Annotated in this window: 11 protein-coding genes; 8 read left to right on the top strand and 3 right to left on the bottom strand. The window is 47.7% G+C overall.

Annotated features, from left to right (window positions below; genetic code table 11):
* The 3 genes from ACSR9A_RS20250 to ACSR9A_RS20240 form a co-directional block, all read left to right on the top strand.
* Window positions 1–2790: X2-like carbohydrate binding domain-containing protein (locus ACSR9A_RS20250; RefSeq protein ID WP_473759189.1), on the top strand; the 2790-nt coding region annotated here is incomplete at its 5' end.
* Between the two features lie 136 nt (window positions 2791–2926).
* Window positions 2927–3133: a hypothetical protein gene (locus ACSR9A_RS20245; protein ID WP_473759188.1), complete on the top strand. Its 207-nt coding sequence runs from the start codon at window positions 2927–2929 to the stop codon at window positions 3131–3133.
* Window positions 3134–3346: 213 nt separating this feature from the next.
* Window positions 3347–4966: a copper amine oxidase N-terminal domain-containing protein gene (locus ACSR9A_RS20240; protein ID WP_473759187.1), complete on the top strand. Its 1620-nt coding sequence runs from the start codon at window positions 3347–3349 to the stop codon at window positions 4964–4966.
* Window positions 4967–5083: 117 nt separating this feature from the next.
* Here the strand turns inward: ACSR9A_RS20240 and ACSR9A_RS20235 are convergent, their stop codons facing one another.
* The 3 genes from ACSR9A_RS20235 to ACSR9A_RS20225 are packed head-to-tail and all read right to left on the bottom strand — an operon-like array spanning window position 5084 to window position 9066.
* Window positions 5084–6142 (bottom strand): hypothetical protein, encoded by a 1059-nt coding sequence (locus ACSR9A_RS20235; RefSeq protein WP_473759186.1) that lies wholly within the window; start codon window positions 6140–6142, stop codon window positions 5084–5086.
* A gap of 14 nt (window positions 6143–6156) precedes the next feature.
* Window positions 6157–7224: a hypothetical protein gene (locus ACSR9A_RS20230; RefSeq protein ID WP_473759185.1), complete on the bottom strand. Its 1068-nt coding sequence runs from the start codon at window positions 7222–7224 to the stop codon at window positions 6157–6159.
* Window positions 7225–7251: 27 nt separating this feature from the next.
* Complete coding sequence (locus ACSR9A_RS20225; protein WP_473759184.1) at window positions 7252–9066, bottom strand: HSP90 family protein; 1815 nt, start codon at window positions 9064–9066, stop codon at window positions 7252–7254.
* 1110 nt (window positions 9067–10176) lie between these two features.
* Here ACSR9A_RS20225 and ACSR9A_RS20220 point away from each other — a divergent pair.
* From ACSR9A_RS20220 to ACSR9A_RS20200, 5 genes are all read left to right on the top strand, one after another.
* A complete protein-coding gene (locus ACSR9A_RS20220) occupies window positions 10177–10623 on the top strand; it encodes a hypothetical protein (RefSeq protein WP_473759182.1) in 447 nt (148 codons plus the stop codon).
* A gap of 365 nt (window positions 10624–10988) precedes the next feature.
* On the top strand, window positions 10989–11741 hold the full coding sequence (locus ACSR9A_RS20215) for a YveK family protein (protein ID WP_473759180.1): 753 nt from the start codon (window positions 10989–10991) through the stop codon (window positions 11739–11741).
* On the top strand, window positions 11722–12399 hold the full coding sequence (locus ACSR9A_RS20210) for a CpsD/CapB family tyrosine-protein kinase (protein ID WP_473759178.1): 678 nt from the start codon (window positions 11722–11724) through the stop codon (window positions 12397–12399). The genes ACSR9A_RS20215 and ACSR9A_RS20210 overlap by 20 nt, the downstream gene beginning before the upstream one ends.
* Window positions 12400–13149: 750 nt before the next feature.
* The gene (gene galU / locus ACSR9A_RS20205; RefSeq protein ID WP_341283074.1) at window positions 13150–14067 is read left to right on the top strand and encodes a UTP--glucose-1-phosphate uridylyltransferase GalU; all 918 of its coding nucleotides are present in this window, start codon (window positions 13150–13152) and stop codon (window positions 14065–14067) included.
* Entirely contained in the window at window positions 14064–14729 is a 666-nt protein-coding gene (locus tag ACSR9A_RS20200) for a sugar transferase (protein WP_473759176.1), read from the top strand. Before galU ends, ACSR9A_RS20200 begins: the two co-directional genes overlap by 4 nt.
* The last annotated feature ends 53 nt before the right edge of the window (window positions 14730–14782 follow it).

Raw genomic sequence — 14782 nt, 5'->3', positions numbered from 1 at the left:
AATCTCGCGTTCAACTTTAGTGCAGGAGCAGCGCAAACGTTGGCGGTAACAGTAAGCGACACAACGCCGCAAAACAGCCAACTGAGCCAGACAACAGCGAGCTTTGATAAAGAAACATCGGCGCAAGCGGATGTAGCTGTAACGTTGACGCTGAACGGCAATACGCTGAGCAGCATCACGAATGGTGTAGCAACGCTAACGGCGGGAACCGATTATACGGTAGTGGGCAACACGGTAACAATCAATAAATCGTATTTGTCGCAGCAGTCAGTAGGCACGACGAACCTAGCGTTCAACTTTAGTGCAGGAGCAGCGCAAACGTTGGCGGTAACAGTAAGCGACACAACGCCGCAAAACAGCCAACTTAGCCAGACAACAGCGAGCTTCGATAAAGAAACATCGGCGCAAGCGGATGTAGCTGTAACTTTGACGCTGAACGGCAATACATTGAGCGGTATCACTAATGGTATGTCAGCTCTGACGCCAATGGTAGACTATGCGATTTCTGGCAATGTAATAACGATCAATAAATCGTATTTGGCACAACAAGCAGAAGGCACAACGAATTTATCATTCAACTTCAGTGCGGGAGCAGCACAGACACTAGCAGTTACGATCAGTGACTCTACCATTCCGGCACCACAGGATAGCAGCCTGAGCCAGACGACAGCTAGCTTCGATAAAGAAACATCGTTGCAAGCAGATGTGTCCATCACTCTAACACTGAACGGCAACACATTGAGCGGTATCACAAACGGTATGTCAGTTCTGATGCCAATGGTAGACTATACGATTACTGGCAATGTAATAACGATCAATAAATCGTATTTGGTACAACAAGCAGAAGGTACAACAAATCTCTCCTTTAACTTTAACGCGGGAGCAGCGCAGACGTTGGCGGTCACCATTAGCGATACGACGCCAGCCAATTACGAGGCACCTGTCCTGCAAGCTATTAACTCTGGTAATGCTAAGGCGAATCTGCAATGGAATCCAGTAGATGGAGCAGATGGCTACAAAGTGTATATGGCTCTCCAATCTGGAGCCTACAATACAGAAGTAACCACTGTTGGCCAGTCAGTATACAGCTATGAAGCAACTGGCTTAACGAATGGCACAACCTACTATTTTGTAGTAAAAGCCGTTTTTGCAAGCGATTTGAGCGATGTTTCCAATGAGCGGTCGGTGACGCCAATAACGGTTGCGGGAGCACCGACAGTGGTATCCGCCACAGCTGGAAATGGTCAAGCAACGGTCTCATTCACAGCACCAACAGATAACGGCGGAAGTATCATTACTGGCTATGAGGTTGTAGATGCAGAGGGACATACAGTGGCCACGGGACTCGTTAGCCCGATCACCGTTTCAGGTCTCACGAACGGGACGAGCTATTCCTTCACGGTAAAAGCGATTAATGGTGCAGGCTCTAGTGAAGCATCCGTATCATCCAATACCGTTACGCCATCAGCGCCTACAAGCGGCGGTGAAACGACACAGCCGGGTTCTTCGTCTTCCTCATCCTCAGGAACATCTGGTACAGGAGTAGACATCTGGATTAATGGGCGTCTGGAGAGAATCGGAAGTGCAGCTACCTCGGTTGTAAATGGCAGATCTACGTCTACGATTACTGTTGATCAAGCCTTGCTGGAACAGAAGCTGACTGCAGAAGGTCAAGGTGCGATTATTACTATTCCGCTTCTTGGCAACAGCTCAAACGTCGTAATTGGCGAGCTGACGGGTCAAATGATTAAAAATATGGAGCAAAAGCAAGCTGTGCTTGAGCTCAAAACCGATCGGGCAACCTATACGGTGCCTGCTCAGCAAATCAACATTGATGCAATTTCCAAACAATTGGGTCAAGCAGTATCGCTGAATGATATTACGCTTCGCCTTGAGATCGGTACTTTAACAGATAATATGATGAAAATTGTACAGGGATCAGCAGACAAAGGCGGATTTACGTTGTCGGCACCGTCACTTGATTTTGTAGTGAGCGCGGCATACAACAATCAGATCATCCCTATTACCAGGTTTAGTGCATATGTAGAACGGACTGTCTCCTTGCCTGCTGGCATTGATCCGAATAAAATTACAACTGGCATCGTAGTTGAGCCGGACGGTACGGTTCGCCACGTTCCAACTAAAGTTTTAGAGGATAAGGGCCAATATTTTGCCAAAATCAACAGCTTGACCAATAGTGCTTATTCGATTGTCTGGCACCCGCTTGAATTTAAGGATGTTGCCAATCACTGGGCCAAGGAGTCGGTCAACAATATGGGCTCACGTCTGGTCATCAATGGAACGGGCAATGAGCAATTCAGTCCAAATAAAGATATTACGCGTGCAGAGTTTGCGGCGATTATCGTGAGGGGGCTGGGGCTTAAGCTTGAAAATAGTGCGGCCTCATTTACCGATGTCCAATCAGCTGATTGGTATGGCTCTGCTGTTCAAACAGCGAGCGCTTATGGTTTAATTAATGGGTTTGAGGACGGCTCGTTCCGTCCGAACGACAAAATCACCCGTGAGCAGGCGATGGCGATTATCGCCAAAGCAATGAAGATCACAGGATTGAAGGACACGCTCCCGGCAATAGAGTCAGGCGTATTGCTAGGCCGCTATAATGATGCTGCAAAAACGTCCGCTTGGGCAACTGCGGGTATTGCTGATGTGCTGCAAGCCGAAATTGTTACAGGCAGAAGCGACACGCAGCTGGCTCCAAAGGCGAATATGACGCGCGCAGAGGTAGCGGCAATCATCGAGCGCCTATTGAAAACATCCGGTTTAATCTAAAGCTTTAAGATATACAAAGCCATATCTTTCTTCTATATTAATATAGGCATGTTCCGCCCAACGCGGCATGGCAGAGCCTAGCGCTTAATTTGAGCATTCCTTCTTGCTGTATAACAGCAGGAGGGGATGCTTTTTTTTGAGGACACAGATTCCGCTATTCTGGCTTTTACTGTGCTTTCAGGCCGTAAGCGGACAGGAGATCCGCTATTGCCCTCCATATTCCATCAAAATGGTCATTTACAGCGCATTAGCGGCTCCTGAGTCCGCAGCCTGTGCGAAAACCGTGAATCTTTTGAAAATAGCTGCTGCTGTGTCCGCCAAGCATATCATTTTGCAGGTTTAAGCTCCTGAAACGAAGAGAATGAAGTGGAGCCGCCTTACAGTACTCAGGTTTTTCAATAAACACTTCAATAAACAACTCAATAAACGCCTCAAAAAATTTTTTAAACTTTTTTGATCCAATAGTGATCCAAACGTAAACAGCCTGCGTGTTAATGTATGTAAAGAACAAGCGGACAACGAAAACACATAAAACGATTCTAAGGAGTGAAGCAAGATGAAGATGAAAAAATTAATCGTTCCCATGTTAAGCTTGACCCTATTAATGCCGACTATGGCAGGTGCAGCAGCGCCAACAGCTACAGCGGTGAAGGCATCGGTGAACACACCGGCAGCCGAGCTGAGAGCAGGACTTGATTATTTGCTCTCCGAGCATTTCACCCTTGCGGTATCAGCAATGACGAAGGCCTATGACGGCACAAAAGATGCAGACGCTGCTTACAAAGCGCTCGACCAGAATGCACGGGATATGCAGCCAGCGATTGCTTCGCTTTACGGCGATGCAGGCGCAGCTGAGTTCGAAAGAATTTTCCGCGCACACAATCAGTATACGGACGACTTGGTAAAAGCAACGAAGAAAAAGGATGCAGCAGCGATTAAAACGGCGGAAGATAAAGTAAGTGGCTTTGTGAACGAGTTCGGCAATTTCCTCGGAGCAGCAACAGAAGGCAAGCTTCCAGCGGATGCAGCGAAGCAAGCGATTCGCAGCCATGAGGATCACGTCCAAGAAGTATTTGAGGATTATGTAGCTGGCGATTATAAAGGTGCATATGAGGCTTATCGTAAAGGCTACGCCGAAATGTTCGGCATTAGCAAAGTATTGTCCAGTGCAATCGTAGCCCAAATGCCGGCAAAATTCGAAAACACTAAAGCAGACTCCAAAGCAGCTGATCTGAGATCCGCATTGAACCAATTGGCTGGCGAGCATTTTGCCCTGTCTGCCCTGCAAATGCAAGAGCAATATGATGGAAGAGCTGCTTCAGACGCTTTGATCTGGGCAGAAGCGATGAACACAGCTGATTTCAAAGCAGCAATCGCCTCCATCTATGGTGCGGATGGCGCAGCCGCTTTCGAGAAAATTTGGGTCACGAACCACGTAAATGCCCAAGCTGATTTTGTAACGGCAGTTAAAAATAATGATGCAGCAGCAAAAGCAGCAGTTGAAGCGCGTATTGCTGGCTTCACGACTGAATTTGCGACATTCCTGGATTCTGCAACAGCAGGCAATCTCCCTAAAGAGGCGGGCCAGGCCGCTCTGACCGCGCATGAAAATCAAGTACAGCAAGTGCTTACGCAATATGCAGCTGGCGACTACACGGCTTCGTACAAAACGAACCGCGAAGGCTACAAGCTGATGTTCGGTGTTGGTCAAGCGCTCGGCAATGCGATTGTCACGCAGTTTAACGACAAATTCCAAGACGCAACTACACCTACAACTCCAACTGATCCTGCCACGATGGTAAAGGTTTGGATGCAAGTAGGCAGCAACGTCCTGAACATTAACGGCAGCGTAACAAAAATGGATACAGAGCCATTCATCTGGAGCGGCATGACTTATATTCCGCTTCGCTACCTGAGCGAAGGCATTGGCGCTGACGTGAAATGGAATAAAAAAGCGCAGCAAGTTACGATTAAAGCAGGCAGTGACACGCTGAAATTTTGGATCAACAAAGACTTCATGGAAGTAAACGGCATGAAAAAATCCGTTGGCGCTAAAGTATTTGTCAACTCCGACAACAGAACGGTCGTTCCGCTTCGCTTCATTACGGAACTGCTTGGCTGGAACGTACAATGGGGCAAAGCCGATCATTCCATTACGTTGACAAAAGCAATGTAAGACAAACCGTCCACAAATCGAAATCCCCGCAAGCCGATCACTTGAAAAAGTGTTCGCTTGCGGGGATTTTTTTGCCTAAAACAAGGTGTTGAACATAAGGCAGTTACATCAGACTCTCTATACGAGCAGCTTATCTGCTGCCTTCTTACTATAAAAATCATTACCGTTGCGGGCATCATAACGTTGTGCCGATGCTATGGCGAGTCCTTCAAAATGAGCGGCGAGCGCCGGTAGGCTGGTATCTTCATGTGCTGCAAGGAAAGAGGCGGGAAGCCGAAGCTTAACCTGCGATCCTTCTAGAATAAGCTTCTTCAGCAGCTGTGCCGTATTTAGATGAAACAGCATAATTTCATAAGGGTTCTCATGGTCGAGGGTGAACGGCAAATGCAGTTCTACGACCTCGACCGCTTTCGCGGGCTTGGTCATCGTCAAATATTCAATATGCTGGGCGACGCTTTCCAGCAGATCGCGTTTGCCTTTGACAAGGCGATAGCCTTTCGTATGCGCTTTTTTCGCTTCCTCGTGAAGGCCCAAGCGCTGCATAGGCAAGAGCAGCTCCGGCAGCGTAATATGAGGCACCTCAGCACATTTCATGTTCCCTGATAGGATCGGCTCTGCCGCCTTTAATGCTTGCTCATCCTCGCCTAGTCTTGCATGAAGCCAAACAATATAATGCTGCTCACAGGCGAGGCAGTCGCTCACATGATCCCGTTCCTCTTTCGTAAACTGTTGAAGATAAGCCTTGGCTTCATCGAGCTTCCCATGATCAAGGGCGAGACGGGAGCGGAAATATAAATAGGTGCGTTTGCTGTAGCCATGCTCTTTATAGCGCTTGCCCAAATCCTCAAGCAGCTCCTGAATTTGCGACATCGGAATTTCTGGGAAATTCGATATCGTGCTGACGATCCATTTATATCGCCATAACAAGCTGCTGCCATCGTATTCCTCAGGGTGTTGATCATATTGGCCTAGCTGCCAGGAGAAGGCGATAATTGCTTTCAGCGGGAAACCGTGAAAACAAGCCGTTTTCACGATTTGATGGCGTGCAATAAAACCATTTTCGATATCGCCCTCAGCATCAGCTAGTCGAACGGCAGCCTCCAGCACCTCCAGCTGGGCTGCGCCGGGAGAAAGATCATACGCCTGGTTCATCAAATCCTCAAAATCCATTTCCATTGATGCTCCTCTGTCTATTTGTTAAATACTTGGAAATAACTGGCGGCATTTTTACTATAATAATCATTGCCATTGCGTATATCAAAACGTTTTGCCGCCGATAGGGCAAGAGCTTCAAAGTGTGCAGCAAGCGCGGGCAGACTTGTATCCTCGTGCGCAGCGAGGAAGGAAGCTGGCAGACGCAGCTTCGTTTCGGAGCCTTCTTCAAGCAGCTTCTTCAGCAGCCGTGCTGTAAATAAATTAAATCTCATGATCTCATAAGGATTCTCATGATCAAGGCTAAATGCCAAATGCAGCTCGACGACCTCGACCGCCTTCGCCGGATTAATATCCGTCAAATAGTTAATATGCTGTGCGACGCTTTCGAATAGATCGCGCTTGCCTTTGACCAGTCGATAGCCTTTCGTATGAAGCTTTTGGGCTTTCTCTGGAGAGCCTTGACGCATTAACGGTGAAAGCAAATGCGGCAGCGTAATATGAGGTACCTCAGCGCATTTCATTTCGCCTGATAAAATCGGCTCTGCCGCCTTTAAAGCCTGTTCATCTTCGCCCAATTGCGCATAGAGCTCAACGATATGATTTTGCTCGCAGGCGATGCAATCGGTCATATAATCCCGTTCGACCTTCATCAGCTGCTCGAGAAAATCCTTTGCTTCATCCAGCTTTCCATGGCTTAAGGCAAGGCGAGAGCGGTAATATAAATAAGTGCGGCGGCTGTAGCCATGCTCCTTATAGCGTTTGCCCAAATCCTCGACAAGCTCCTGAATTTGCGACATGGGCACTTCCGGAAAGTTGGAAATGTTGCCGACGATCCATTTGTAGGACCACATTAAATCACTGCTGTCGTAATTGTCGGGCTCTTGGTCATATTGTCCCAGCTGCCAAGAGAAAGCGATAATCGCTTTTAGCGGATAACCGTGAAAAATAGCTGTCTGCACGATTTCGCCTCTCGCCTCAAAGGCGTTATCGATATCGCCTTCTGCATCTGCGATTCTCACGGCAGCCTCCAGCACCTCAAGCTTAGCGGCGCCGGGGGGCAGATCATAGGCCTGATCCATTAAATCTTCAAAATCGAGCTCCATTTATGTTCCTCCTTGTGTAATAAGCTTTTAGGCGTTCGAGGAAAGTCCCCAGTCGATAAATTTAATCATGCCTTGGCCCAGTACACCAAGCTCCTGGCGCGTCATCGGATAATGTCCCATCAGCAAGGCGTTGGTGTACAGCATTTGGGTAGCGGTCGCGAACATTTGATTGTCGGCACTGTTGAAAATTTTCTGCACGAGCGGATTGTTTAAGTTGAAATAAAGCGTCGAATACGCCGACTCCGTAAAACTTGTGCCAAGGTTGCCGAGTACGGAGGCGAGCAGGTCGGAGCTGTTCTCCTTCGCTTTTTCCAAGGAGCGCAGCGATGACGATTCCTTCGACAGCGTATATAGGGCGGGAAGCTCTGCTGGAGCAAACCGCTTAAGCTGAATTTGGCAGCGGAAGCGCTGCAAAGCTCCATCGGCAAGGCGAATGCGCTCGTAATATTGATTGCGCTCCTCGTTCGTTAAATCCTCGAAGGACAGCGATACATCTTCCGGCAGCAGCCTTTCCATATCCAGCTCGGGAAGAAGAAGCGACAAGCGCTCAAGCAATTCATGGTTATAAATATAGCCGCCATTGAGGACGAGCATCGATTGCGCTGCGGCAACATGGGTAATTTGACGATATTCATCAACAGATACGGTATAAAATATTTTTTTGTTTTCGGCCAGCAGCTCGCCAAATGTTCGTTCTCCGTATGTGCTTTCGAAAGTAAGCCAGCGGTAAATCGTTTGCAGGAAATCCTCATCCTGCGCAGCGAGTGCCTTCATCGACAAAGCATGCAGCTCAATGATGCGTTTCAATCGGTCTGGCTCATAGTCGCCTATGCGCATAAGCTCATTGCGAATCGATTGTCCAAGCTCCTCGCGCACCGTTTCCAGCCGTTCATCCTCATAAAAATGCTCGCGGGAGGCCGTCGGCTGCAGCTCATCCGTCCAAATAAGGCATTTGACGAAAAATGCCCATTCCGGTAGAATATTTTCCGCTTTGTCCGAGACAAGCATTTGCTTCAAATATACTTTATGGGAACGGCGGGTATTCAGGTTCACACTATGCGGCAAAATAAAGGCGATTCCGCCCGTTCGGCCATTCGCTGTTTGGAGCGGAATGAAATCCTGCATCGGCTCGCCTAGCAGCTTTTCACCGAAGGCAAGCACTTCACGGCGACGACCGCGCGCAAGCTCCGGCTGCATAATCCAGTCTGGCCGCGATTCATTAATCGTCTTCGCGACCCCATTTGCATGCAGCTTAACCGGATAGGGCAGCAAGGCGCCATAATAGAAGAGTAAATCTTCAACCATTTGCGGCTCGTAATAAGGCTCGCTATCTGGCTTGCAGCGCAAATAAATTTTCGTTCCCGGCGATAGCTTGGTGCTCAGTTGGCGGATCGTATACGTTCCGTCCGGTTTGCCGCGCCATTCCATAGAAGGTCCGCCCTTCACCGATTGGGTCAGAACGACGATTTCGTCGCTGACCATAAAGCAGGACAGCAGACCGATGCCGAAGCGGCCGATGAATGAGGTTTCTTTTGCGATAAAATCCTGACCGACCTTGGAGGAGTGTCCAATCATTGCTAGAAACTGATGAATGTCTTCCTCGGTCAGCCCTACGCCGTTGTCTTCAACCGTCATTGTCGCCCCACTGCCGCTGCCTGAAATTTCTACCGTCACATTTCCGGTGAAACCAGGCTCAAGCTGTCCGCGTGCTGTAATAGCGTCCGTCGCGTTTTGCAGAAGCTCACGCAAATAAACATTAGGACTACTATATAAATGGTTGGAAAGTATATTGATCATTCCGCTTAAATTAACCTGAAAGCGATACTCTTGCTCGTTGCTCATCGGATTCTCCTTTAATATAGAAGGGTTTTAGTTTACATCGTCCTAACTATTCTACTATTTTCCATACATGCAATTCCAATATTTATAGCATAATGAGCCATATGACCCATAAGCTTATACCCTAATTCTCTATCTTTCAAACAACTATAGTCGTAGAGAAGCGCCGATTTACCCCCAGTAGAATTTCACTGGCAAAGTGGGGCGCAGACAGACTAATATATATATGCATAGCAAGTAGACATTTATAATAGATAGTTTACAGCATAGAGGTCAAACTTTTCGGTGCGGTTTCTCACTAATTTGGTTACACGAAAGAGCCATTTTAAAATAATGAGTCATGCGGCCCATACGCCTATACCCTTCGCGACTACCTAAAGTTTCCAAATAGTCACGCATGCTTATTGGATCGGTATAGGAGGAAAGGGATGGGGTATAATAAAACTATACAGTATAATAGAAGGAGGCGGCATACAATGATCTTTCGCAAAGGGAGCCTAAAAGTCGGCATATTAAACGGTATTCTTCTCGCGCTGCCCTTCTGGATCCTCTTCATTTGGTTATTATTCAAACTAATTAACTAGCCTTATGTGGCTATTGAATCAGGCAATTCGGGATAGAGTATTGAAACATTAGAACGCTTGCAAAGCTCAGAACATTGGTTCAGAGCGCAAGCGTTTTTTTGTTCATTTTTTCTGAAAATAAAGCAAAGGTCAAAAACGCCGTCATGCCGCACGGCGCCTATAAAATAAACTGACATGCTTCGCTGGCAAAAGGCAGAAAAGCAATAGCTGTTTATTGCGTCAATAAGACGCAATAAAGTTCTCATTTTGCGTCATGCAGCTTAACCGCTGTACCTATGTTGAAAATGCCCTTTTGTAGACAATAAAGCACGGTTATACAATACCTCAACAATTTACTGAAATTGGATATAGGACGCGTGGGGCAGTTAATGGGCTAAATGATCAATTTATTTAATTCGACACAAACTGACACTCTTTTCGCTTTTCTTCTTTTATACTTATTCAATACGCGTAATATACGACACACTAAAAAGAGCGCATTGGATAGGTTGCCCGCTTATATTTTCAAAAAAGAGGTGGAGGAATTAGGATGGTAACGAATCAACAATCACTCAGACGGGTGGATGATTACGGCGTTATGGGCAAGCAGCCCGAACAAATCACTGATGATCTTCACGAGCTTGTGCAGCGAAAGCAGCGGGCCCTAAAGGCGAGGGCCTTTTTCAAAAAGCTTGCTGACGACCCCATGTTTGCACCCGAACCAGGGAGAACCGCAGGGAAAAGCCTGACGGAATGGCTGCTTATGGCGCAATATCCGATTAAGCAGGAGCTGGTATTCGATTATGAAGAAAGGCATTATGTGCCTTCTGAGGCGAGGCCTCGTATTGATTTAGCCGAATTGCTGACGCTGCTGCTGCGTAAAAAAGGAATAAATGGCACGTTTGAAGATATGATGGATTACGTCCTTGAAGGCGGCTCGTTCCAACAGTTTTTGTCGGAGCGCCGGCTGGTGAAAAGGGCCTCTATGCAAGCTTAAACAGCCGAAAGTCGTCCTCTGGCGGCAAAGCTACCGTTTCGCGTAGAAATATAGAGAAAGGATGGGGAAAATCATATCCTTTCCTAATATTTTAAATAAATGTTTTGAAAATTCAGAAAACTAATTTTCAAAACACCTTGAAAAAGTTATTCTTTATGAATATAATCAAGTCGAAAAAGCTCATATCGAGTTTTTTCGCAAAAGGATAAAACTGTCGAATGATAGAGAAAGGTGCAAAATGGCTGCTCGCCCGATGCTGAAAGTTGCTTATAAGGGCCGGGCAGCTGGGCGGCGAAAATGGTAGGTACCTCTTTTTTTTACCCAATAGGTCGCGTTTTGAATAATCTTTTATGGAGGTATATGCATTGGAATTAAAACAATATTGGCATGTTGTGAAAAAAAGAATCTGGTTGATAACAGCGCTCGTCTGCATGGCAGGGGCAGCCACAGGCATCTACTCTTATTATTTTCAACAGCCGGAATACGAGGCGTCGACCAAGCTGATCGTTAATCAGACAGGCAGTCAAAACGATATTATCGCCAAGCTGGATTTAAGCACGATCAACTCCAACATTCAACTGGTGAAGACGTACAAGGAAATTATAAGGACGCCAAGGGTGATGGGTAAGGTTGCCCAGAAGCATCCTGAGCTTGGCCTTACGGCAGGCGAGTTGATTGAGAGGATTAGCGTAACCTCGGTGAACGACACGCAGGTGATGTCGGTCACTGCAAAGGATTCCTCTTACAGCCGGGCGGCAAACATTGCGAATGCGGTATCGGAGGTGTTCATGCAGGAGCTGCCGAGCTTGATGCAGGTTGATAATGTATCGATTTTATACGAAGCCGATCATACGCTCACTCCGCCTCCTGTGTCGCCCAAGCCGACGATGAATATTGCGATTGCGATTGCACTTTCTATGCTGGTAGGCATTGGATTCGCACTGCTGCTCGATTATCTCGACGATACGATTAAGACGGAGGAAGACATTCAGGCGGTGCTTGGCTTGCCGACGCTGTCGCTCATCCCGAAAATCCGCGAGGTTGATCTAGGCAAGCACAAGGACAATTCGATAGACCAACCGATGAGGGGGAAAAATAATGTCACGTTCGAAGCCTAATTGGCCGCTCATTACGGAAACGAACCCCAAGTCGCCGATATCGGAGGCTTACCGCATCCTTAGAACGAATATTGATTTCTCCAATTTGGAGGAAGAAATTCGCACCCTAATGGTGACCTCCACGAAGATGAATGAAGGAAAAAGCACTACCTCTGCGAACATTGCCGTCACCTATGCCCAGTCGAACAAGAAGGTGCTGCTAATTGATGCCGATATGCGCAAGCCGACGCAGCATCAGCTGTTCCGGGTATCCAATCAGATTGGATTAACCTCGGTGCTGAGCAATCAGAAGGAATGGGAGGCCGCGATTCAGACCACCTCGGTGAGCGGGCTCAGCATTTTACCAGCAGGTCCGGTTCCGCCGAATCCTTCGGAGATGCTGGCATCCAAGCGGATGGACCAGCTGCTGGAAAAAATGAAGGAGCATTACGACATTATCATTGTCGACACCCCGCCAATCATGGTCGTGACGGATGCGCAAATCGTAGCATCCAAGTCCGACGGCGTCGTCCTCGTCATCGATTCCGGCACAGTGAAGAAGGAAGCCGCGATTAAAGCGAAGGCGAGCCTGGAGCATGTGAAAGCGAGGATTTTAGGGGTAGTGCTCAATAAAATCAAGCGGAGCAGCTCGGAAGGGTATTTATATTACTATCAGTGAGTTTGAGGCTTCGTTTTAAGTATTTTTAATCTCTTAATCGGGAGTTTAAAAGCGTGAATGAAAAAGGCTTCACTGCATGAAAGGCTTGGCTTCCGATCGCCATTACCCTTGCATTCCTCGAATGAGCCCCCTAATAGGGGGGAATGCAAGGGTAAAAGCGAACGCTCACGCTTCTCCAGCTCAAGCCTTTCATTCCGCTCCGCCATTTTCATCACTATTTTTTAAAACCACCAGTAAAGAGAATTAACGTTTTCAAATGATTTATTTTTTAAGGTAATGTCTCCTGCACCTATATCACTGGAGGCACTCGATCATGCTGTGGGCCGCGAACGGCCTTAGACGTAGAGCGTCGGTGGTGTGGGGTGAGGAGGGGTTAGATGCCCTTTAATTTATTTGTGAGGAGTTTAGGTGAAAGGGGCAAGCGGAGTGAAAGGTTTGGAATGGAGAAGCGTAGCGCTCGCTTTTGTCACTGAATTTTTACCGTTGATGCGGATAATTCAAAAAATTCAGGGGCAATGGCGATCGTAATCCGAACCTTTCACGCAGCGCCGATTCCCTTTCACCCGAACTCCTCCCAACTATTACGTGCAGAAAAACGGGCGAAAAGGAGTGAAAGCATTTAGAAGTTCGAGCTATACGATCATGTATAGGAGAGGAGCCAGACACACGAGAGTATAGCTGGAACTTTTAACTCCCATGAACTGCTTCCAAATTAAATAAAAAAATCGAAGAAGGATAGGGTGATGGATGATGAAAAAAGTGACAAAAGCAATTATTCCTGCAGCTGGACTTGGAACGCGCTTCTTGCCTGCAACGAAAGCAATGCCGAAGGAGATGCTGCCGATTGTCGACAAGCCGACGATTCAATACATCGTCGAAGAAGCCATCGCATCCGGTATCGAAGACATTATTATCGTAACAGGCAAAGGGAAGCGGGCCATTGAGGACCATTTTGATATCGCATTTGAGCTCGAGCATACGTTGATTGAGAAAGGAAAGCTGGAGCTGCTGCAAGCGGTACAGCGTTCCTCCAATGTAACGATCCATTATATTCGTCAAAAAGAAGCAAAGGGGCTGGGACATGCTGTATGGTGCGCCCGCAAATTCATTGGCAATGAACCATTCGCCGTTCTGCTTGGCGATGACATTGTCGAATCCGAGGTGCCTTGCACAAGGCAGCTCATTGAACAATATGATGCGACGGGCAAATCGGTCATCGGCGTTCAGACCGTAGCTGTCGATCAGACGCAGCGATATGGAATTGTCGATCCGGTAGGCATGGAAGTAGAGGGCAGCCGGCTCGTGCAGGTTAACCGTTTCGTCGAGAAGCCGAAGCCGGGACATGCTCCGTCCAATTTGGCGATTATGGGCCGGTACGTGCTGACGCCGGAAATTTTTGATTTTCTGGAGCTTCAGGAGAAGGGCGCCGGCGATGAAATTCAGTTAACAGATGCGATTCAAAAGCTGAATGAAAGCGAAGGCGTTTTTGCTTATGATTTTGAAGGCAAACGTTATGATGTCGGAGAAAAGCTGGGCTTTATTTTAACGACGATCGACTTCGCTCTGCGCAATAAGGAGCTTAAGCTTCCGCTGATGACGGCGCTTGAGGAAATTGTCGAGCAGCAGCAGGCCAGCCAGCTCCAAGCACTGAGGAGGGATAGCGTATGAGTGTAAATCGGCCACAATACAAGTCGGAAACCCGCACGCTGACTCTCTCGCTGCAAGCCGCAGCGAAGCGGATTATTGATGTCGTTTGCTCGTTTGCGGGAATTGTCTTTCTGCTTCCGGTGTTCATGCTCGTCGCGTTGCTCATTAAGATCAGCGATCCGAAGGGCACGGTATTTTTCAAGCAGAAGCGGATTGGACATAAGGGCAATACGTTCAGCATCATCAAGTTTCGTTCCATGCTGCATGATGCCGAGCAGCGGCTGCGCGCTGACCCGGTATTGTACAAAAAATACATCGACAACAGCTACAAGCTTGATCCATCCGAAGATCCACGCGTAACCAAAATCGGCAGCTTCCTTCGCAAAACGAGCCTGGACGAGCTTCCCCAGCTCATCAATGTGCTGAAGGGCGAGATGAGCCTGGTAGGACCGCGCCCGATCGTGCGTGACGAGCTGAAGGAATACGGAGAGAAGGCGGTCCCCTTCCTATCGGTCAAGCCGGGAGTAACCGGCTATTGGCAAGTAAGCGGACGCAGCGACGTTGGGTATCCTGAGCGCGTCGATCTGGAGCTTTTTTACGTCTACAACCAGTCCGTATGGCTGGATCTGAAAATATTATATCGCACAGTCATTATCGTGCTGCTGCGTAAAGGCGCTTATTGAAATTAAAAAATGGCAAAAAGGATTAGCGGAGTGAAAAGGTTGGTCGGAGGAGC

It is taken from the genome of Paenibacillus sp. R-74696 (genome assembly GCF_055814915.1).
Note: the sequence above shows the minus strand (reverse complement) of the source record. Positions and strands in the feature narration are given on the sequence as shown.